At 58.7% G+C, this 22,344-nt stretch carries 15 protein-coding genes; 9 read left to right on the forward strand and 6 right to left on the reverse strand.

Annotated features, from left to right (window positions below; all coding sequences use genetic code 11):
- Positions 1-19: 19 nt before the first annotated feature.
- A complete protein-coding gene (locus AC4HNJ_RS04735; RefSeq protein ID WP_490478371.1) occupies positions 20-2,308 on the reverse strand; it encodes an NADP-dependent malic enzyme in 2,289 nt (762 codons plus the stop codon).
- A 254-nt stretch (positions 2,309-2,562) separates the two neighbouring features.
- Here AC4HNJ_RS04735 and AC4HNJ_RS04740 point away from each other — a divergent pair, with 254 nt between their 5' ends.
- Positions 2,563-3,075, forward strand: coding sequence for a DUF2165 family protein (locus tag AC4HNJ_RS04740; protein ID WP_490478372.1), 513 nt, complete (start codon positions 2,563-2,565; stop codon positions 3,073-3,075).
- 12 nt (positions 3,076-3,087) lie between these two features.
- On the opposite strand, the gene AC4HNJ_RS04745 is transcribed toward AC4HNJ_RS04740, so the two are convergent.
- A complete protein-coding gene (locus AC4HNJ_RS04745) occupies positions 3,088-4,362 on the reverse strand; it encodes a peptidase MATCAP family protein (RefSeq protein ID WP_490478373.1) in 1,275 nt (424 codons plus the stop codon).
- A 7-nt stretch (positions 4,363-4,369) separates the two neighbouring features.
- Positions 4,370-5,425, reverse strand: a complete 1,056-nt coding sequence (rsgA, locus tag AC4HNJ_RS04750; protein ID WP_490478374.1) for a ribosome small subunit-dependent GTPase A — start codon at positions 5,423-5,425, stop codon at positions 4,370-4,372.
- Between the two features lie 161 nt (positions 5,426-5,586).
- On the opposite strand from rsgA, the gene AC4HNJ_RS04755 reads away from it, so the two are divergent.
- The 4 genes from AC4HNJ_RS04755 to AC4HNJ_RS04770 all read left to right on the forward strand — a co-directional run bounded on the left by AC4HNJ_RS04755 (position 5,587) and on the right by AC4HNJ_RS04770 (position 12,543).
- Positions 5,587-6,834 (forward strand): aminotransferase class I/II-fold pyridoxal phosphate-dependent enzyme, encoded by a 1,248-nt coding sequence (locus AC4HNJ_RS04755; protein ID WP_490478375.1) that lies wholly within the window; start codon positions 5,587-5,589, stop codon positions 6,832-6,834.
- Positions 6,835-6,837: 3 nt separating this feature from the next.
- Positions 6,838-7,443: an SGNH/GDSL hydrolase family protein gene (locus AC4HNJ_RS04760; RefSeq protein WP_490478376.1), complete on the forward strand. Its 606-nt coding sequence runs from the start codon at positions 6,838-6,840 to the stop codon at positions 7,441-7,443.
- 245 nt (positions 7,444-7,688) lie between these two features.
- Positions 7,689-10,568 carry a TonB-dependent receptor domain-containing protein gene (locus AC4HNJ_RS04765; protein ID WP_490478377.1) on the forward strand — a complete coding sequence of 960 codons (2,880 nt, stop codon included), beginning with the start codon at positions 7,689-7,691 and terminating at the stop codon, positions 10,566-10,568.
- Positions 10,569-10,677: 109 nt separating this feature from the next.
- Complete coding sequence (locus AC4HNJ_RS04770; RefSeq protein ID WP_490478378.1) at positions 10,678-12,543, forward strand: tetratricopeptide repeat-containing sulfotransferase family protein; 1,866 nt, start codon at positions 10,678-10,680, stop codon at positions 12,541-12,543.
- A gap of 9 nt (positions 12,544-12,552) precedes the next feature.
- On the opposite strand, the gene AC4HNJ_RS04775 is transcribed toward AC4HNJ_RS04770, so the two are convergent.
- Positions 12,553-13,761, reverse strand: coding sequence for an aspartyl/asparaginyl beta-hydroxylase domain-containing protein (locus AC4HNJ_RS04775; RefSeq protein WP_490478379.1), 1,209 nt, complete (start codon positions 13,759-13,761; stop codon positions 12,553-12,555).
- 273 nt (positions 13,762-14,034) lie between these two features.
- Between AC4HNJ_RS04775 and AC4HNJ_RS04780 the strand changes: the two genes are divergently transcribed.
- Positions 14,035-14,895, forward strand: coding sequence for a UDP-2,3-diacylglucosamine diphosphatase (locus AC4HNJ_RS04780; RefSeq protein WP_490478380.1), 861 nt, complete (start codon positions 14,035-14,037; stop codon positions 14,893-14,895).
- 139 nt (positions 14,896-15,034) lie between these two features.
- On the forward strand, positions 15,035-15,958 hold the full coding sequence (gene grxD / locus AC4HNJ_RS04785) for a Grx4 family monothiol glutaredoxin (protein ID WP_490478381.1): 924 nt from the start codon (positions 15,035-15,037) through the stop codon (positions 15,956-15,958).
- Between the two features lie 126 nt (positions 15,959-16,084).
- Here the strand turns inward: grxD and AC4HNJ_RS04790 are convergent, their stop codons facing one another.
- Positions 16,085-16,786, reverse strand: a complete 702-nt coding sequence (locus AC4HNJ_RS04790) for a Fe2+-dependent dioxygenase (protein WP_490478382.1) — start codon at positions 16,784-16,786, stop codon at positions 16,085-16,087.
- A 123-nt stretch (positions 16,787-16,909) separates the two neighbouring features.
- Here AC4HNJ_RS04790 and AC4HNJ_RS04795 point away from each other — a divergent pair, with 123 nt between their 5' ends.
- Complete coding sequence (locus AC4HNJ_RS04795) at positions 16,910-18,472, forward strand: tetratricopeptide repeat-containing sulfotransferase family protein (protein WP_490478383.1); 1,563 nt, start codon at positions 16,910-16,912, stop codon at positions 18,470-18,472.
- Between the two features lie 89 nt (positions 18,473-18,561).
- On the opposite strand, the gene AC4HNJ_RS04800 is transcribed toward AC4HNJ_RS04795, so the two are convergent.
- Positions 18,562-21,726 (reverse strand): TonB-dependent receptor, encoded by a 3,165-nt coding sequence (locus AC4HNJ_RS04800; protein ID WP_490478384.1) that lies wholly within the window; start codon positions 21,724-21,726, stop codon positions 18,562-18,564.
- Here AC4HNJ_RS04800 and AC4HNJ_RS04805 point away from each other — a divergent pair.
- On the forward strand, positions 21,725-21,925 hold the full coding sequence (locus tag AC4HNJ_RS04805; RefSeq protein ID WP_490478385.1) for a hypothetical protein: 201 nt from the start codon (positions 21,725-21,727) through the stop codon (positions 21,923-21,925). The genes AC4HNJ_RS04800 and AC4HNJ_RS04805 overlap by 2 nt on opposite strands.
- The last annotated feature ends 419 nt before the right edge of the window (positions 21,926-22,344 follow it).

The raw sequence follows: 22,344 nt of genomic DNA on the forward strand, positions 1-22,344 counted from the left end.
TCCAGGGAGGGACTCTCACTTAACTGCGCTCGCTCTGGGCAGCTCGGATTTGCGCATCGACTACGGCGATCGCGGTCATGTTGACGACACGTCTTACCGTGGACGTTGGAGTAAGTATGTGGGCCGGCTTGTCCACACCCATCAAAATGGGACCGACCGCCACGCCGTCGGTCATCACGCGCACCATGTTGTAGGCGATATTGGCCGCGTCGAGATTGGGCATGACATACAAATTGGCGCGGCCACTCAACGTGGTGTTGGGGAACATGCGCAGCCGGATTTCCTCATCCCACGCGGTATCGCCCTGCATTTCGCCATCCATTTCCAGTTTGGGCGCACGCGCTTTCAGTATCTTCCAGACTTCCCGCATCTTGGTCGCGCTGGCGTTCTCATGGCTGCCATAGTTGGAATGCGAGAGCAACGCCACCTTCGGCTCGATACCGAATAGTTTCAAGCGATAACTGGCTTGCAAGGTTGCCTCTGCAATCTGCTCGGCGGGAGGGTCGCATTGGACATGCGTATCCAGAAAGAACCAGGTGCCTTTGTCGTTGATCACTGCCGTCATCGCCGACGTGCACTGCACCCCAGGATCCAGGCCGAAGACGCTGCGGATATAGCCAAGCTTCTTGTGATAACGCCCGACCAGGCCGCAGATCAGTGCATCGGCCTCTCCACGCTTGACCATCATCGCGGCAATCAGCGTTGGCCGCGAACGCATCAGATTCTTTGCCGCAGCCGGGGTGACACCGCGACGCTCGGTCAGGGCGTGATATTGCTGCCAATAATCATTGAAGCGCGGATCGTCGTTGATATTCGTCAGTTCAAAATCGATGCCGGTCCGCATGCGCAAGCCAAGGCGCTCGATGCGCGTCTCGATGACATCCGGGCGACCGATCAGGATGGGATAAGCCAATTTCTCGTCAATCACCGTTTGGACGGCACGAAGGACAGTTTCCTCCTCGCCTTCTGCGTAAACCACTCGCTTGCGGTCGGCACGGGCACGCTCATACACCGGCTTCATGATCAAGCCAGTGCGATAAATGAACTGACTAAGCTTTTCGAGATACGCCTCCATGTCTTCGATCGGACGGGTGGCCACACCCGATTCCATCGCTGCCCGTGCAACGGCAGGCGCCAGCATGACGAGCAGGCGCGGATCGAAAGGACGCGGAATCAGATAATCCGGGCCAAACGTCGGCGAATCGCCGCCATAGGCACCTGCGAGGTCACCGGACTCCATCTGCGCCAGCTCGGCGATGGCGCGCACACAAGCGAGCTTCATCGCCTCGTTGATGCCTGTGGCGCCTACATCCAATGCTCCGCGAAAAATATAGGGAAAGCACAGCGCGTTGTTAACCTGGTTCGGATAGTCCGAACGGCCTGTCGCAATGATGCAGTCCGGACGCACACGCTGCGCATCTTCGGGAAGAATTTCGGGATTCGGATTGGCCAGCGCCAGGATGACCGGCCGCCTGGCCATGGAAGCCACCATCTCCGGCTTCAAAATACCCCCCGCCGACAGCCCGAGGAAAATATCCGAACCTTCCACGATGTCAGCCAGCGTGCGTGCCTTCGTATCGCGGGCGTAGCGCTGCTTGTCCGGATCCATATGATCGCGGCCGACATACAGTACGCCGTCACGGTCGTAGGCCAGGATGTTCTCCGGCTTCAGGCCCAATGCAACCAGCATGTCCAGGCAAGCGATGCCTGCGGCCCCCACGCCGGTCGTCGCCAGCTTCACATCCTCGATGCGTTTGCCGACGATTTTCAATGCATTGATCACCGCGGCGCCAACGATGATGGCGGTGCCATGCTGGTCGTCGTGAAACACCGGTATCTTCATTCTTTCGCGCAACTTGCGCTCAACGATGAAGCATTCCGGTGCCTTGATGTCTTCCAGATTGATGCCGCCGAACGTCGGCTCCATGGCCGCGATGATGTCGACCAGTTTGTCCGGATCGCGCTCGTTGAGTTCGATATCGAACACATCGATGCCTGCAAACTTCTGGAACAGCACGCCCTTGCCTTCCATCACCGGTTTGCCGGCCAGGGGACCGATGTCACCCAGGCCGAGCACTGCCGTGCCGTTGGTGATCACCGCTACCAGGTTCGAACGTGCGGTGTACTCACTGGCGCTATGTGGATTCTCCACAATGGCTTCGCAGGCATAGGCCACACCCGGTGAATAGGCCAGCGACAAATCCCGCTGCGTGACCAATGGCGTGGTCGGCGTGACTTTGATTTTGCCGGGGCGCGGCAAGCGGTGATACTCGAGTGCGGCTTTGCGGAAGTCGTCGGAATGAGCCATCGGGTGTGTTGAAACACATAGGAGAAAGAGAAAGGAACCGCCTCGGCGGTATCTGTGCATGGTAACACTCACCTGCTTTCCCCCATGCGCTGCAGTGCGTCACAGCATCCGGCGTATAGCGGGGATTTACTCCTGTCCGACCAGCCGGTTGGAAAACTTGCGTTGCCTACCGGAACGACAGAGAAAACTGCCGGCTATCGATAAACCCTCCGATCCGTTATGTGTGACGTATCGTCAGCTCTGTGCACACCGCCATGCTCATTCGTCTTGCAAAAATCCTCCTGCCCCTGGCGCTTGCCGCGTTTACCTTTTTAGTAGCGCTCGACAACATCATCGACTACGGCACCAATTTCCTTTTTGTTCGACATGTGTTGTCCATGGACACGACGTTTCCGGGCAACACCTTGTCATGGCGCGCGATCACCGCGCCCGCAGCCTGGCATGCGAGCTATGGGTTGATCATCGGCGCAGAAGGCGCGACTTGCCTATTCCTGCTCTTTGGGGCGTACAAGCTTTGGCGCGTACGGCGTGGAAGCGGCGCTGCGTTCAATGCAGCCAAGGCACTCGTCACACTAGGCTGCACCGTGGGTTTTCTAGTCTGGTTCTTCGGTTTTATGGTGGTAGGCGGGGAATGGTTCGCCATGTGGCAATCCAAAACCTGGAATGGTCAGGATGCCGCCTTCAAGTTCTACATGACCATCTTGGGGGTGCTTATCTTCGTCAACCAAGCGGACCAGGATCTCGCTGATCATGGACATGATGGGTAAGCCCTGGTCGGCCTAAACACCTGACGAAAGTGAACCGGCTTCCACCTTCGACATCCGGATTCGGTTGATGAAGAGCGAAAACGCCAGCTTGCCGGCCAGGCCATGTACATGCTGCATCCACGGCGGCAACCAGCGTGGAGGGGCGATGGCGCCTGATTGGAAGTAGGGCTCCAGGCTCATCACGTCATGCAGGGCCATCTTGCCTGCGAAAAGGTAGCGCAATAGATCCATGCGCCGTTCCTTCAAGGCCCAGCGAAAGAATGTATGCACATCCAGCAGCCCGGACAAATAGACATTGTCCTTGGCGAAAGCGGAACCGCCCGTCAGCGGCACGCCGCGGAAAACGCGTTGGGCGGAATGAAAGCTGTCCGCCACGGTTTGCCCGCAACGATTGAAGAAGCGATAGACCTCAACGAAATCAGCGCCGTTGAGCGCCATGTCGATGGCCAGGATGCGCAGGCTGATGCGCTTGAGCCGTGCGATATCGATTGCGCCCGACATCAGTTCGGCGAACACGGCCAACCCCTCTTGTGTCGCAGTGACGCGGGGCGAGGTGCGCGCCAATGAGGCAAGCAGCGGCTGCGCGCGACCGTTCAGAGCCGTGAGCGAATGGACAAAAGCCTCGTGATTGAGCAATTGATGTCGGTCGTACTGGCTGAAGCGCGTGCCGCCACGCAGGCGAATGCGTGTCGCACCGGCTGCCGCCTTCGCGGTGAGATCGTTATCCACCTCGACTGTGATCATCCCGTGACCGAAGAAATCATCGAGTACCCGGGACAGATCCGCACGCAGCACGTCAGAAGAAATGCTGGCGGTAATGTCGTCGTCATGCAGATCCGCGCCAAGTTCGTCGGATAACTCGACGAAATAACGCGCCGCATCGAGATTGCTGCGGTCGCTGCCGGGAATAGCATCGCCCGGCCTGCCATAAAGCTGGATGGATGGTGCCGTGACTCCATCCGTGCCAACGGCTTCGAGCATCTCCGCAGCGATGCGCCAAGACTCGGCTGTCCGCCGCAGATATCCGCCGATCGGATCACCATCGCCGGTGCGGCTCTCGATATCGGCCAGCTCCCTCCGCACTTCGGAGAAATCGGGTTTTTTGTAAGTCACGTACGGCAAGGTGTACTGCCCCTTGCCGTACTCCTCGATCATCCGGTCTTCCAAGGAAGCCGGCCAACTGACCGTCGATAAAATGTTGATGCCTTTGACCGCCGCAAGCAGGCGCTTGTCCAGCGCAGCGTAGGCTTCCAGTTCAATGGGAACGTTGTCGACAGATGCGTTCAAGAGACCATCACTCCCTTTCGCGCGACCCGCGCGGACCATGGGTTTTGACCGCCGGCCGGCCACCCCGCTGGCGACGCAATCGCGACTCCAGCATGGCAGCTTGTTCTTCGCGCTCGTCGCGAAGCTTGAGGTAATTGCGCCAGCGCTCCGGCGTCAGTTCACCATCCCGCAAGGCTTCCTGTACCGCGCAACCCGGCTCGCTGCCATGGCCGCAATCGGCAAAACGGCACTGTTCCGCGAGCGCTTCAATATCGGCAAATAAATCCAGGCTTTCCCCGCCGGTGAGCTTGAGTTCGCGCATGCCAGGCGTGTCAATCAAGCAACCGCCACTTGGAAGCTGCAACAAGGCGCGATGCGTCGTGGTATGACGCCCCCGACTGTCGTGGTCCCGTACGGCTCCCGTCGCCATGCGTTCGCTGCCCAGCAGCGTATTTGTCAGGGTGGACTTGCCGGCGCCAGAAGAGCCCACCAAGACGGCACTGTCGCCTGGCTTCAGATACGTCCCGAGCACGGCGGCGCTGGCCGTGTCCTTGCTGTTGATCGCATGAATGGGCGTCCCCTCCGGCAGCCGGGCACGCAGCTCGGCGACCCGGTCCGCCACGTTCTCATGCAAGTCGAACTTGCTGAGAATCACTACCGGCTGCGCTCCCGATCCCTCGGTAAGAGACAGGTAACGCTCGATACGGGCAGGGTTGAAATCGCCATCCAGGCCGGTCAGTACCAGCACGTAATCGATATTGGTCGCAATGACTTGCCGCTCGTAGCGCTCACCGGCCGCTGCCCGCGACAGCACAGTGCGACGCGGCTGCACGGCCAAAATGTGCGGGGGCTTGCCTGGCTCTACTTCGACAAAGTCGCCGACCGCGGGGCGCTCGGCGGGATCCAGGCCACGTTTCAAGAAATAACCCGCCGGCTGGGCGCTGAATGCCTGCTGCCCATCGTGTAGTTCATAACCAGCCCGGTGCTGTGCCACCACCCGCGCCAGCCGCAACCCATGTTCGGGCAAAGCCTGGCCACGCCAACCGATGTGCCGTAATTGCTCGATGGTTTGGACGTCACTCATGAAGAAGGATTATGCCTGCTGGACAGCCATGCGGGGCGAGCCGTCGCAAGGCGTGGAAAAGTCCTCGTCATGTCCTCCCGCCTGGCTCCCTTGCTGCGCCACCACACCGCCCTATTCCACTGCTAGCATCGTCCACGGAGAGAACAATAAGGGATGCCCCATTGGCCATGATCAAACCCAGCTCGCACCTCGCCGAGGTGCGCTACGAAATCCGTGGTGCGCTGACCCGTCGTGCCCGCGAACTGGAGGCTGCCGGCCTGCCGATCATCAAACTCAACATCGGCAATCCGGCCCGCTACGGGTTTTCTGTGCCCGATCATTTACGCGAGTCCATTGCCGCGCATCTTCATGAAAGCGAAGCCTATGGCCATGAGCAGGGCCTGGAAGAAGCCCGCGAGACGATTGCCGCACAACAGCGCACACGTGGCGCCTATCAGGTGCACGTCGAACGTATCTTCATCGGCAATGGCGTCAGTGAGCTGATCGACCTGAGCCTGCGTGCCCTGCTCCAACCCGGCGATGAGGTATTGCTGCCAAGTCCCGATTACCCACTATGGAGCGCAGCCACCATCCTCAACGGCGGCGTGCCGCGCTATTACCGCTGTCTTGCAGAAAACCGGCACATGCCGGATCCAGAGGAAATGGAAGCGTTGATCACACCGCGCACGCGCGCGCTGGTCTTGATCAACCCAAACAATCCGACCGGAGCGGTTTACCCGCGCGCACTGCTGGAACGCATCGTCGACATCGCAACGCGACATCGCTTGCTCTTGCTTTGCGATGAAATCTACGACGAGATTCTCTACGACGGCACCCCATTCCAGCCACTGGCCGAAGTCGCAGGCGCGACGCCATGCGTCAGCTTCGGCGGCCTGAGCAAGGTGCATCGCGCTTGTGGTTATCGCGTGGGCTGGCTAAGTCTGTCCGGCGATGCGGCTCGCACGCATGAATACCGTGACGCTCTGCAATTGTTGGCCGCACTTCGGCTCTGTGCGAATGTCACCGCACAATGGGCCGTGATGCCAGCCTTGCAGGATGCGCCCACGATCAACACCCTTACCTCGCCGGGCGGCCGCCTGCATGAAGCCCGGCGAGCTGTCCTCGACGGTGTTGCATCTAGCCAGTATCTGGATGTGGTGACACCGGGCGGCGCGCTCTACGCTTTTCCTCGCGTTCGCAGTGATCGCATAAACGATTTTGACGATAACGCATTCGCCCTGCGCTTGCTGGAGGAAGAGTCTGTACTGATCGTGCCCGGCTCAAGCTTCAATGTGCCGAACAGCCGTCACATGCGCCTGACCTTGTTGCCGCAACCGGCTCAATTGCGCGAGGTATTCATCCGCATGGAGCGCGTGCTGGAGCGCATGGCTGCAGAGGAGTCACCGCAAGCTGCCGCCGCATCAGGCTGATTGATGTCATTACGTTATCTCGCCCTGGGCGATTCCTATACCATCGGCGAAGACGTCTCCGCCGACGACCGCTGGCCGGCGCAGCTTTCGGCAAAGCTGCGCCAACAGGGGCTAGCGATCGAAGACCCGCAGATTGTTGCCGTGACCGGCTGGACCACGGATGAGCTCTCCTCCGGCATGGACCGGGCCACGCTGACGCCAGGATATAACCTCGTTACCCTGCTCATTGGCGTCAACAACCAGTATCGCGGGCGAACTGGCGAGGAATACCGCGAGCAATTTCGCACGCTGCTGCACCGTGCGATCCATCTCGCCGACCATCAGCCCGGACGCGTCGTAGTGGTTTCCATTCCGGATTGGGGCGTAACGCCTTTCGGCCGTGCTAGCGGACGCGATCTCTTGCAAATTGCGCGCGAGTTGGATGCCTTCAATGCTATAGCGCGCGACGAAGCGATGGGTGCAGGCGCCGGTTTCGTGGATATTACTGAACTATCGCGCGAACATGCCGAATGGGTTGCCCCGGACGGTTTGCATCCCGCTGGCGCGCAATACGCGCTGTGGGCGGAGGCCATTCGCCCCGTGGCAACACACGCCCTACGTCAATCCTGACGGCCCAATCGGCGACAACCGCCGCACTGTCACGTGAAAAAAAACGACTCAATCTCGTTTTATTCGCAAGAACCTGTTTACTCCCCGTCAAATTCCTGAAACAGTTGCAACGGAGGAACGCCGGTGCAGCAAACTACTAGGACGGATGTCTAGATGTTTGCGCGTCTTGCCACGCAGGGGAAGCGGCCAGGCATCCTTTTGTTGCATCCGGTGATCCTCTTCGCCATTTATTCGGGGAGGTCACCATGCAAGCCCATTACAATCGCTTGTCCGTCGCAGTACGTCTGGCGTTGTCCGTCGGCATCGCCTCGTCGTCTCTTATCCTTCACGCGCAAGACACCACACCTCAGCAAAACAGCAGTAACGCCTCGCAGCAGAACACCAACGAACAGCCACAGGCGTCCAAAGCCAAATCGCTACAGGCCGTTACCGTCACCGGCTCATTGATCCGCCGTGTCGATACGGAGACCGCCAGCCCCGTGGTAACACTGGACCGCGCCGCGATCACCAACAACGGCAGTCCCACGCTCGGCAATGTATTGCAGCAGCTGCCCAGTGTCTCCGGCTATGCCACCAATCCCGCCAACAACAGCAATGGCGGCGGCGTTGCCAGCCCCACGCTGGAAGGTGGCGACGGCGCCTCTCGCGTATCGCTACGCGGCCTGGGCACCAACCGTACCCTGGTGCTGGTGGACGGCCAGCGCCTATCCAACGCGGATCTCAATATGATTCCGCAGAACATGATCCAGAGCGTGGACGTGCTCGCGGAAGGTGCTTCTACCGCCTATGGTTCGGATGCCATCGGCGGCGTGGTGAACTTCCATCTGCGCAAAGACTTCCAGGGTGCCGAGTTCAGCCTCAACGACGGTATCTCCAGTCACGGCGATGGTCAGCGGCGCGGCTTCAACTTCACCACTGGCGCCAGCGGCGAGGCCGGTAACATTGTCGCCGGCATCGACTGGAACAAGTACACCCCCGTGCTGGCCACACGCCGTGGCTTCTCACAACGCGCGTTGTATCTGTCCAGCGGAGTCATCACGCCAGCGGGCTCTGGCACGATTCCCAGCGGACGCATCCTTATTCCGGCGGGACTCTCGCCGGGTGGTTGTAACGTCAACGGCGCGGGCAATACCTATGTGACGCTGGCGCGTGGCAACGGCAGCAGCCTCGGTGATTACCGCTGCTATGGTGGTCCCAATGACACCTTCAACTACAACGCTTACAACTATATCCAGACCGAGCAGAAGCGCGCGAATTTCTTTGTGCTGGGCAACTATCACATCCTGCCGAACCTCACCGTGTTCGCCAATGTGTTCTACAACCGTACAAATTCTGCCGGCCAGGATGCCCCGGCACCCACCGGTACGGGCGACGGTTGGTATGTGGCAGCCAACAACCCGATCAATCCATTTGGCGTTACCTTCGGCACGCCACCGGGCTACACCGGTAACAGCTATGTGATCAACACACGCCTCACCGGACTGGGCACGCGCCTACACACGTTCGATACCGACAACCTGCAGTTCAATACGGGCCTGCGCGGCAATTTCGGCCAGAGCAGTTGGATCTGGGATGCGAGCCTCGATTACGGCTATACCAACCGTAAGCAGGTCGATTACAACGAAGTGAACATCGCCGATCTGCAAGCCGTGATCAATGGAGGCGGCAACATCTTCGACCAGGCCGATCCTTCCGTGACCGCACAACTGCAGAATGGCGTAGATTCGCCCACCTACGTACTCACCAACACGATGAAGCAGGTGCAGTTCGATGCTTCTGGCGAACTATGGGACCTGCCTGCCGGCGCCATGCAGCTTTCCACCGGTGCGTTATACCGCTGGAATTCCATGAACTACACCGTGACGCCGGATGCCATTCTCAACCCGGGCACGGCTACGTGCGGTGTGCTGGCCGAAGCCTGCGGTTCCCCCGGCCGCGGCAGTTTCAGTGTGCGGGAGCTCTATGCCGAAACGCTGATCCCATTGCTTTCGGAACAACCTTTCGCCTATGGGCTCAATCTCGACATCGGCATCCGCAGCTCCGACTACAGCACCTCCGGCACGACAACCAACAAGAAGATCGCGCTGGAATATCGCCCCATCGCGGATCTCCTGATACGTGCCACGGCCACGCAGGTATTTCGCGCGCCCAACCTGGATGAGCTGTTCGACGGCATTACCATTGCCAACCCCACCATCAATGATCCATGCGTGGGCCTCAACGCAGCCACCTTGGCCGCTCACCAAGCGGCTTGCCAAAATGTACCTACGCAATGGCAAGGCAACCCGACTCCGCAAATCACCGGCTATTACTCGGGAGGCAAGCCGGCTGGCGTCAATTTGAAACCCGAGCACGGTATGTCCTACGACTTCGGCATGGTGTACTCGCCAAGCTGGCTGGAAGGCTTCTCCTCCACTGTGGACCTGTGGCGCATCAACCTGCATGACATGCTGACGCCACTGGCTGCGCAGACCGTGCTCAACGCCTGCTACGCCAACAACAGCAGTCCATATTGCTCGTTCATCCATCGCTATCCCAGCAACAACGCGCTAGCCGGCGCGATCTACTTCATGAACACTCCAGAGGTGAACCTGGGCAACCTCAGCACCAGCGGCGTGGATTTCAGCACCAGCTACGCGATTCCGCACTTCGACCTGGGCAGCTTCAATCCCGGCAATTTCAAGGTGGGACTAAACACCACCTACACCAGCTCGTTCTACAACGACGCTACGCCGGGCCAGCCAGGCGCCAAAACGATCGACTACGCTGGCACGTATACGCAGCAGTTCGGCAACATTGCCCGCTGGCGCGGCACGCTCACGCTCAACTGGTCGCTGGGCAATTGGAGTGCGCAATGGCAGACGCGCTATATCCATCATCTGACCAACGTTAACGCCGACTACATCACCGGCGCGAGCGCCCCGATGGCTTCGATCCTGTATCACTCGGCACAGATCGCTTACAACGTGCCGGCGATCAAGACACGCTTCGAATTCGGTGTGGACAACATCACGGACAAGGCTCCGCCACTGATCTACCAGAATGGCTTGAACTACAACGTCGACACTTCAACCTACGATGTGCTGGGACGCTATTACTGGGCACGTGCTACGGTGAAGTTCTAACGTTCATAGCGAAACAGCAGAATCTGCATGTCGGTTCACTTCATGCAGTGATTTGCTCCCTCCCCGTCATGGCGGGGAGGGAGCAGCGTATGACACGGAGATAAGGCACTTGGATCCATCGCCATCCGGATCGACATCTCCCGCCGATGAATCGGCCGCCATACTCGCCGCGTTTCACCAAGGCGACATGCGTCGCGTGCTTGCCCTGAGCGAAACCGCTCTAGCCTATAGTGAAACCACCTTACTGCTACGCGCACTTGCGCTCCACGCCACACGCCAATTGGACGAAGCGCTGCAGCTTTTTATCCGCCTGACCGAAATCGCACCGGACACTTTCGAATACTGGAATAACCTGGGGCTGATCGCCCGCGAAACTGGCGACACACAAACCGCCTTACAAGCTTTACAGCGCGCGCACGTGCTCGCCCCCCAACAAGCCGACGTGCACTACAACCTCGGTCTTCTTCTCTTGCAACAAAAACGTTGGCTGGATGCACGCGATTCGCTGTTGGAAGCGGTTCGCCTTGCACCCGACCTTATTGAGGCTCGCCTGCAAGCCGCATATGCCTGTCACGTTTGCGGTGACAATACCGGCGAAGAAGCCATGCTGGAAAACGCGGGTAACTGGCCGCCACAACCGGCCGAGCAGGCCCTTACTCTAGCAAGCATGCTTTCCACCTTGGGTCAGCAAGATGCAGCCATTCGCTCACTGCAAAATGCTCTGCTCCCACAGGACGATACGGCCTCGGTCATGCGTCAACGGATAGCGGCCCTGCGTGCTGCGCTGTACGAGCGTGCCAATCGGCTTGATCTGGCCGAAGCCGAGTTGGTCTCGTTGCGGCTGGACGATCTATCTGCACACCCACCGCAACTATCTTGTGCCGTTTGGCTGGCCCATGCCGCCGTGGCTGCACGTGGTGGTGATACTCAACGTGCAGGCGAGCTGTACGAACACGTCATCGCAACGAGTGAGGACGCCGAAGTACTCGCCCAGGCTGCATTCGGTCTTGCTGCCGCACGCGACAAACAATCACGCCCTTGTGATGCTTGGTCGGCCCTGCAGCGCGCGCATGAAGCGCAGCTCGCCATGGCATGCGCCGTTGTGCCCGAGCTGATGGACAAAGATAGCCAGCCACTGGCGATGGCGTCGCTATCCGTCAGCCGCAGCGAACGCGATCGCTGGGCGGCACTGACAGCTCCGTATGGCAAACAGAGCCCGGTCTTCATAGTGGGCTTTCCGCGCTCGGGCACCACGCTGTTGGAACAGATGCTGGATGCACACCCCGATTTTTGTGCAATGGATGAACGCGCCTTCATTCATGAATTAACCGAGCGCATGAACCTGGCTGACCAGCCTTATCCTGCGGCCTTGGCCGATCTCACGGAAACAGACGCCAGCCAGCTTCGAGCTCTCTACGCTGCCATGGTGCGCAAGGTGGTTCCCGCTCTCGGCGCACGGCAGCTCGTGGATAAAAATCCGCTCAACATGCTGTGCCTGCCCATGATCGCGCGACTGTTTCCTGAAGCGCGCATCATCTTGTGCCTGCGCCATCCCTGTGACGTTTTACTGAGCTGTTATATGCAGCCTTTCCGCTCGCCCGCCTTCATGGTGCTATGCAGCTCACTGGAACGTCTGGCACACGGCTACGTACATGCTTTCGAGCACTGGTTCGATCAAGTGGAAGTATTTGCGCCGCGCGTGCTGGAATGGCGCTACGAATCGGTAGTGACCCGCTTTGAGGAACAGGTGCAGCGGCTAGGTGATTTTCTCGACATCATGGATCCGGCACCGATGACCCGCTTCGCCGACCACGCACGCAATAAGGGTTACATCAGCACACCTAGCTACGCACAGGTCACACAAGGCATCTACGCACGCTCGGTGCGCCGCTGGCATGCGTACCGGGAGATGTTTGAGCCGGTATTGCCAATATTGCGTCCGATCATGACAAGGCTTGGCTATAGCCACGAGTAGGCCGTTTGCTCATTCACCGCTCTCCGTATTGAAGTCTCCTATCGCTTCGATCAAAGCGGTGATCGCTATGCGTTCGACGTCGGTGAGATCCGGATTCCAGCTGTCGAGGATCAACACGACGCGCGTTTCGCCGCTGCGATTCCATGCCTCGTGTTCAAAGGTATCGTCGAAAGTGACACAACGTCCTTCCTGCCAGACGTGCGTTTCGCCTCCCACACGCAAAGCGCAATCAGCAGGCACGATGAGCGGCAGATGCGTGACGAGGCGAACATTGGTCACGCCGGTGTGCGGCAGGATGTGTGTGCCGGGACTCAATACGGAAAACAAAGCCTCCGGCGCATGATCACGGATGTGTGTGAGCGGCAGCATGCCTAATAATGCTGCGGTACGCGGACAGGCCGCCGCATGCGCGTCATAACGCTTGCCATGCCGATAGAAAAAGTAAGCATCCCAGGCCGCAGGCTGCAGACCGCAAGATTGCAGCATCTGCTGCTGCGTCTGGCCCGGCGGCGGAGCGCCAAGAAACGCTTCCAGGCTTTGCTCTTGCGCTAGAACGCCGCGCAGCTCATCGCGCATCCAACTCGTGGCAGCTTCCAATGCTTCCTGCCAGGGAAAACGTTGCCGCGGGTAATAAGGCCGATTGGGAATACCGGGAAAATAGAGAAATTTTGGCTTTTGCCGCGGATCGCATGCGTCGCTCAAATGCTCACCCAGGTAGATTTCCAGGCAGTGTTCCACCCTCCGCATCTCGGCTGCACCATAACGCTGTTGCAAGGACGCCAGCACCTCTCGAAACAATGCCGGCCGTCCCTCGTCGACATAGCGCATGGCGTGCTTTACCGCGTCGCGAAGGCCGGGTGCGGTGGTTTCATCGCTGAGCCAGCGTCCCTGCTTTTGCGCCGCACGCAGGGCTCCGAAGTAGGCTTTCAAAGCCCCTTGGGACTGACCAAGCCGCTCCAAGGCAATGCCGAGGCGTAATCGCTCCACGAACAGATTTGGCGCCTGCAGCAGCGCGTGTCGGAGCGTCTGGACTGCAGCCGAAAAGTCGCCGGTCGCCAATTGCGCAGTACCCACCACCTGCAAAGCTTCCACGTCGTCGGGCGCTTCCCCAAGGACACGTCCGAACAGCTCGCTAGCCTGCCGGAGATCACCCCGCTGCAAGCAGTCATGAGCCGCCTGCCGCCATTGAGCAAGTTGCGCGATAGCCGCCGTGTTCATGGACGTTTCCTCCGCATGCGCTCGCTTTCCTCAAGGAGAGAGTTGGGGCGAAGAGACGCCTTGCACGATATTTGCCCACGCATGGAATAAAGGCAAAATCTGCCCATACTCATCGGCCAGGCTGGACGACCGCCCCTCCGGATCACGTTTGATTAGGCTGCGTTGCCATCGTCCCACCCAAGCCACGGCAATCTCTTTGCAACCATTTCGCCATCGCTCGGTGACGTTGCCACACCATACTGTGGTCCCGGCAACCTACCGGGGAGTGACGCCATGGCCATCCTTCGCTGCCGAAGTGCGTTCATTTCGGACGTCCATTTGGGAACACCAGACTGCAAAGCAGCCTACCTGCTGGATTTTTTGCGCCATTTGCAATGCCAGAAGCTCTATCTGGTAGGCGACATTATCGACCTTGAGTCGCTGAATCGTCGACGATGGTGGCATCCGGACCACGGCACCGTGATCGCCGAGGTACTCGACATGGCTCGCCGGGGTGTGGAAGTAACCTACATCCCCGGCAACCATGACTGTGCGCTGCGCGGCCTGGTAGGCCAGTCCATCTGCGGCGTGCGTATCGAGCTTGACGCCATTCACATAGGCGCGGATGGACGCCGTTATCGCGTGAGCCACGGCGACGAGTACGATCCCGAACACATCGGACGCAGCTGGATGCTGCATATCGGCGAGGCCATGCACCGCTTCATCTGCTGGGGCAACCGTCGCATTAACGCCTGGCGCCGCCGCATGGCGCTGCCATACCTGCCGCTCTCGATCATCGTGAAATCGCACATCGGCAAGGCGCTCGCCTATATCCGCGCTTACGAGGAACGGGTAGCCGCCGATGCGCGCGAGCGCGGCATGGACGGTCATATTTGCGGTCATATCCACTTCGGCCAGGTGCGCACGATCGACGGCGTCGTGTACCTCAACGATGGCGACTGGGTGGAACATTGCACCGCCCTGGTCGAAGACGAAACGGGCGCCATGGAACTGATCCACTGGAGCGAGCAGCCCACTGCCCTGGGGCACGCTACCCGCGATCTGGTCCAGCCTTCGCCCATGGCGGCGCTGGCCTTGGCACCGCTGGCACGACGCAAGAAGCACGAACTAGAGGAGTTGCAGCCCGCCGCCTGATTCCCTACGACAGCCCCTCCGCTCGCACCCTGGGAGGGCGATCGTCCGCAGCCAGCCCATTTTCCGGCAAGCCTTGAAGGTCCCGACCGCACGCCAAATATAACCGGCGTATCATTGCTCACCTTTGCCGGAGCCTCTCATGTCCCTCGACACCACCACCCGCGACCGTATCGAAACCCTGCTCAAGGACCACCGCGTGGTGCTGTTCATGAAGGGGACGCGCAACCAGCCCATGTGCGGCTTCTCCGCCGCCGCCACCAATACGCTGAACGAACTGCTGCCTGATTACCATACTGTCAACGTGCTGGAAGATCAGGAAATACGGGAAGGCATCAAGGCATTCGGCAACTGGCCGACCATTCCGCAGCTGTATGTCGATGGTGAGCTGATCGGCGGGGCCGACATCATCCGGCAGATGTATGGCAGCGGCGAATTGCATCAGCTGTTCGGTGCGACCCCACCGGATCGCACCCCACCGGAAATCACCATTACCGACAAGGCTGCCGAAGCTATCCGCGCTGGCACGGCTGATGCGCAAGGCGTAGCCCTGCATCTCGAAATCGGCCCTGATCACAGCGCTGGCTTCCAGCTAGCCCCCGCCAGCGACCACGATATCGTGGTCACTGCCAATGGCATCGAAGTGCACTTCGATCCTGCCAGCGCACAGCGCGCCAAGGGCATCGTGATCGACTGGGTATCCACCATGCAGGGCGAGGGGCTGAGTTTGAAATTTCCTGGTACGGTCGAACTGCGCTCGATGAGTGTGCAGGAGCTGCAGCAGCGCCTGGCCAAGGGCGACATCACCCTGATCGACGTACGTCCCGCGCAGGGCCGCATGATTGCGGCTCCGCTACCGCAGGCCCGCGTACTTGAAGAAGAGGATTATGCGGCGCTGGCCGCACTGCCGAAAGACACCGCACTGGTCTTTATCTGCCACCACGGCATCTCCAGCCGTAGCGCCGCAGAACGCTTCATCGCTCATGGCTTCAGCAACGTCTTCAGCGTCGATGGCGGCATGGATGCATGGGCTGCGGAGATTGATCCTAGCGTGCCGCGTTATTGATCTGCCCGTATGTGCATGACAGACCAAAAGAAGCTCTGATAAGCCTGTGAAAGGGTACATTGCACAGCTTGATGCTCTATGCAATGTATATGCAGCAAAGTCCGCACTTTTTGCGCATGCCCTAGGTCAGGTCTCCGCCCACATGCGAATCAGATTCGCGCGGGATTTGCTGATCAGGTCGAAAGCCGGGCTCTTGCCTTCACGCTTGAAAGTCAAATGCTTGGCATTTTCCATATCCCACAAAATCTCCCGTTGCGCAGGATCACGCACCTGGCTTTGCACCCATAGAATTGCCGCGTCGCGCACGCCGCGGGTGACCGGTGTTACGTGGTGCAATGTATTGGCCGGATACGCGATCGCCGCACCTGCCTCAAGCTTGAACTGGCTGCCGATGCCATTCATGAATACGGTCAACTCGCCACCATCGTAGCTTCGTGGGTCGCAGAGAAAAATGGTGATAGCAATATCGCTACGTACCGCGTTGCTCATGCTGCCCATGATCGGCGTATCCACGTGGGGACCGTATTCCATGCCTTGCCCATAGCGATTGAACAATACCGGCGTTGCCGCCGCCGGCAGCAACGCTGCCTGCAATTCGCCGCTGCGCATGAAGGATTCACGCACGATGCGCGCAATCTGCTCGTATTCGGGCGTACCCGGCGTCACTTGCAGGTTCTTCTTCACCTCCCGCGCAGACCAGCCGGCCGTAACGGCTCCGTCCGCAAAAGAAGCACTCTGCAGCTTGGACTGGATGGCTGCCAGCTCATCAGGACCTAGAACGGCGGGGACACAGTAGATCAAGGCAGTAACCCTTTCATGAGATTGCATGGCGCCATCCATGGTAATCGCACGCCCGATGAAGCGGAACGTCTGCCGCCATCAGCCGTTCTTTACTGTGAAGAACATGCAAGACTAGGCGCCAGTTCTGAAACTATTCATATCAGGTAGTCCATGTCGCCTCCTTCCCTCTCTCCCGCAGCACGCCAGTGGCTGAGCGAAGCCGGCAAAGTGTTATCACAAGGACGCCCGGATTTGGCCGTGCAACCTTTGAAACGTGTGCTGGCCGAGGCGCCCGGCTTTGCCAACGCGCAATTCCTCTACGGCATAGCCTGTCAGATGCGGGGCGAGCACCACACCGCCGCCGAGTACATGCGCAAAGCCGCGCAGCAACTCCCCAATGATCCGAACATCCTCACCAATCTTGGGGGCGCGCTTTATGATGCTGGCGCAACCGAAGAGGCCTTCGTCTACCTGCGCCGCGCCACAGAACTGGCGCCCTTGCAAGCATCAAACTGGTACAACCTCGGTAAAGCACTGAAATTACATTGGCAATTGGACGCAGCCGCGGATGCTTTGCGACGCGCGCTTGAGCTGGAGGAGCGGCATATCGCTGCACGCAACACGTTGGCCGATATTTTCACGATACGCGGGAACATCGCCGATGCAGTCATCGAGTATCGCAAAGTGCTGGCCTTGCAGCCCGATCAGGCTCTCGCCTGGCATGGCTTGGCCAATCTGAAAACCGTGTCACTGACGCAGATGGATGCCAAGCAGATCCATCACGCACTGCAAAACCCGCAGCTTGCGCCCGACGAGCGCGTATTGCTCGGCTTCAGTCTCTACAAAGCCCTGGAAGACCAGCACAAATACCGCGAAGCGTTTGAAGCGTTGCGCGAGGCCAATGCAGTCAAACGCAAGCTGATCCAATGGGATGCGGCTGCCGAACATGCTCATGTTGACGCTATCGCCGAAGCCTTTCGCTATCCGTTACCAGCGCCGCTCGATCCAACCCTCGGGCATGAGGTGATTTTCATAGCTAGCCTCCCTCGTTCCGGATCGACACTTGTTGAGCACATCCTTGCCTCGCACCCGCTGGTGGAAGGTGCAAACGAGATTAACGATCTCTCACAGATCCTCGAAGATGAATCCGCGCGACGCGGCAAAGACTTTCCGTATTGGGTGGCCGACGCCACAGCGGAAGATTGGGCGCGCCTAGGCAAGAGCTATCTTGCCCGCACCGCCCGCTGGCGTGCCAAGCGCCCTTATTTCACCGACAAAAACTTACAGAACTGGCAATGGATCGGAGCCATTCGCGCCATGTTGCCTGGCGCCAAAATCATCAACTGCCATCGAGATCCGGTCGAAACCTGTTTTGCCTGTTATCGCCAATTGTTCAGTGAGGGCACCTACTTCAGTTACGACCTGAAAGATCTCGCCAGTTATTACAACGGCTACCATAAACTCAGTCACCATTGGCAAGAGCATTACCCGGACACAGTGTTCGACCTTGCCTACGAGAAGCTGGTACAGGAGCCCGAAGCGCAGATACGGCTCATGCTTGCCTTCTGCCAATTGCTATTCGATGCAGCGTGCCTCTCGCCACATCAAACACAACGCGATGTGCACAGTACGGCGAGTGCGGCGCAAGTACGCCAACCCATAAGAGGTGATACCGTGCGCAGCCAATACTATCGAAACTTTCTGGCGCCGTTGATCCAGCTTCTCGATCATTGAAACAAAGAAGGCCACCGGTTGCCCGGCGGCCTTCTTTATTACTCCCATTACCGATGCCTTCCTTGGCATCGCTGAATCCTCGGTGGGAATTACCAGTCGTACTTCACGAAGAAATCCATATAGCGAGGCGTTTCCGTCGTCAGCGCCGTGTGGTAGACAGGGTTCCAATAAGTTGTTCCGCCGTTGCCGCCACCAGCACCACCGTTTGTACCAACGGCGTACTGGGTGTAGTACAGCGTCGCTTCCTGCTCGTTGAGCACGTTGTGGATTTCCCACTGCAAGGTGAGGTGCTTATTCGCCCATGCCGGCGTGTACGTCAAGCTCAGGTTGAGCTGATGCAACCACGGCGTATGGCCGCTGTCTCCCGGAGGAGACGGTTGACCGCCAAAACCCACGCCAGTAGGTGAATTGCCGGACGGTGTACCACCGCAGAAGTGCTGATACGGGCCGCTGTAAAGGTCCGGAATAATCTCACTACCGTAACCGCTCAGGCACACGTTCGGCGCACCCGACGAAATGATGTACGTGCCGCTGATCATCCACTCTGGCGTAATGGCGTAAGAGCCGAACGCTTTGAAGGTGTGACGATGGCTGTTGGCCTGCTCACCGTTGGCGTATGCCATCAGGTCGGGGAAGTCCCACTGGGCTGTGGTCGAACCGGAGAATCCGCCGTTGCGCTGATTGGTAATCTGCCCAATCGGAGTGTCGGTCGGACCTTCGGTGCTACCGTACGACTTGGAGAACAGGTAGTCGACCTTGGCGTACCACTTACCGTCCCAGCTGTGCTCCAGGTAGTTATCCAGCGCGTAGTACTTACGCGACGGCACTGGCCACCCGCAGTTCGTCGATGTAACGCCTGGAAGATTGCAGACAGAACCTTCACCCGTGTTCGGATTCCACACGGCGTAACCGCCGGCCTGCGGAATGTAGTTGGTCTTGCCAGGATTGACCAAGCCCGCAATGATGTTGCCCTGGTAGAGGACGTCAGTGTCATCAACGAGATTGCCTGCCTTCTCGTAAGTCGCCTGCTCGCCCCACACTAAACCGGTATCGCCGAGAGTCTTTTGGAAGCCCAGCACATATTCGTCCTGGTACTGCGGCTTGAGGTTCGTTGAGGCATAGTCCTTGATATTGCCAGGGACGCCATTCTCACCATCCGCCGAGAAGTATCCTGGAATGGTCACACCCGGAGCTAAGGCAACAGGAACCGGCTTCAGCCCGGTCGGCACGCCATTCGCAGAGATGCCCGAGTAGGTATAGACGACTGTACCGTTAATGGAGCCAAATGCAGAGTTGCGTGCGGCCAGACCCGCCGGCAACGCTAGGTAGTAGCGCCCTGCGTTACCGAAGACCTTGAACGTGCTGTCGCCAAACACGTCCCAGCTGGCGCCCAGGCGCGGTGCCCACTGCGGGCTGGTTTCCTTCACATACGCAACACCGCCGGGGCCGGTGTTTTCAAACTGGTCGTTGCGCAAGCCAAGGTCAAGTAACAAGTTGGGCGTGACCTGCCAGCGGTCTTCCACGTACTGCGCCTTTTCGCGAGACGCAATCGTGACGTTCTGCTGCACGAGGTTTTCGAGGACGTAGTTGCCTGCAACGTTGCCAGCACCACCGATAAACGGCGCACCACCGACGACGCTAGAGGGAGTGCCATAAAAGTAGGTGTACGCGCCGCCACCAAGGATCTGGGTGCCGTCATCATCGTCACGGTACTGCACGTTGTCGATACCGAACTTCAGATCGTGATTGTCGGTGACCTTCCAATCAAGGTCGACACGCAGGTTCTGGGTCTTGGTGGTGTGGCCCGGATTGGCAATGGTTGTATCAACCAGATTGGGGACAACGACGCCCGCCGGCTGAGTCGCCCCCGCTCCAAAAATCACCGGGGCAGCATTGCCACCCGCGAAGCTGCTGTAGTAATCCGCACCCATCAGGCCGTACAGTACTTCGAGCGTGAGGTTGTCGGTGATGTAGGAGGTGTACTTAAGGATGCCGACATTGAAGGTGTTCTTGGTCAGAACCCCCGCTCCGTAGAAGTTGCCGACTGTCTGGTTCGTGTAGTCGTAGTTGTAGAAGTTGCTGCTGGTCTCATTGCTCTGGGTTCTGACGCCCGTCAACTCCAACACGTTGTTGTCGTTGATGTTCCAGTCCAACTTGCCATACAGCTTAGGGCTGTCGGTGGCTGTCGTTTGATAGTAACCCTGGGGCGATGTGATGCCATACGTTGCCAAGCCGCCATCATTGCTGTCGTGCTGCCATTCGGCCGTCAGGAAGAAGAACAGTTTGTCCTTGATCAGTGGGCCGCTGAGGTAGGCGTCGTACACGGTCTCCCAGTCGCTGTTCTGCTTTCTGCCTCTTTCGATCTGTCCGTAGCCGGGAGCATAGTTGGTTGTGCCCTGGCTGGGAGCCAAATAAGAACTACCCACTGGCGTCAGCGGATTGCTGTACTTGATATTGTCGTAGCCGCTTTCAGCCCCAGCCGGACTGTAGGACACATAGATACCGGCGTGCCACTGGTTGCTACCGCGCTGACCGATCTGGCTGATCACGCCACCGGTCGAACGACCGTATTCGGGGCCATAACCGCTGGTGATGGTCTGCTGCTCGGAAATGGCGAAGTACGGCAGCGCGATGCCACCTGCGCCACCGATCGGATCGGTGGTATTGAAACCGTTGAGGTAATAGGCGTTTTCTACGACGCTGTTGCCACCAAAGGAAAGCAACGGCGTACCGGTCGGACCCGTGCCGAGGCTAGCGCCCCCCGTGTTCACCCCGGGAGCCAGCAGCGCAATGGCTTCAGCGCTGTGAGCGATCGGCAGAGTCTTCAATTGCTGTGCGGTGATCACCGATGTCTGGCGAGTGGAGGACACGTCGATCGCAGGTACCGAGGCGGCCGTCACCGTGACGGTGGAGAGGTTCTGCGCGTTCTTCGCCGAAGCAACGGCAAACGGCACGTTCGTTCCACCAGACACACTTACCTGCACATGGTTTTGCGTAGCCACCACGTTACCGTTCTGCACCAGCGAAACGGTGTAGTCGCCCGTCGGCAACTGGTTGGCGCCGTAGCGGCCAGTACTGTCGACCGCTACTTCACGTGTCAGGCCCGTCTGGGTATTGACAATGCGAACCGTCTCACCAGCCGCCACCGGCGCGGTACCAAACACGGAACCGGTAGTGGCCTGCGCCAATACCTGCCCGGAAAACCCAAAACCCATCGCAACTGCGATAGCCAGCGCGGTATGGCGAACTGGCATGCGTGATGCATTCGCAAACTTTTTAGTCGTCATTGAAAATAATCCCCCAGCGGCAAAAATTCCAAAAGAGATAAAAACGCCAGTGCCTTACGTGATTCGCTTGGTCTCCCACGACCAAAACCGGCAAATAGCAAATTTTTATCTTCCCCATCCCCTACAAATTGCTCGGCGAGAAGCCTTCGCTTTAACGACTGGTTAGCAACTTGTTATCCCGAAAATAAGGGTTTGGACGATATCAAGTCAACGGCAAATATTTACGATTTATTCGCAATAAATTGCGTAACAACGGCGGTGGGTGCCTCGCACCATGTTGATGACGAGCGCCATTCATTTAACTGCATCCCTTCACGAATCCTGGCTGAGTCATCCGGCCTAATCACCCATCGCCCCCTTCAACGTATGCCCGCCTACACTGCCCCCTGATGATCGTTGTACCTACTCGCGGTGCAGCTGGCATGATGCGTTGATCATCGGAGTTTGCCTTGTGTCGCATTGAGCCCTGCTTTGCATCGTTACAAAGCGGTTGACAAGCAACAGAATCGCTGATCGAACACCAATAATCTCGTTGCGCATGAACTACGATTGTCAGTGACTGAGCTCATTTGAACTTTCATAAAA

The organism is Dyella sp. SYSU CM1112 (genome assembly GCF_058216415.1).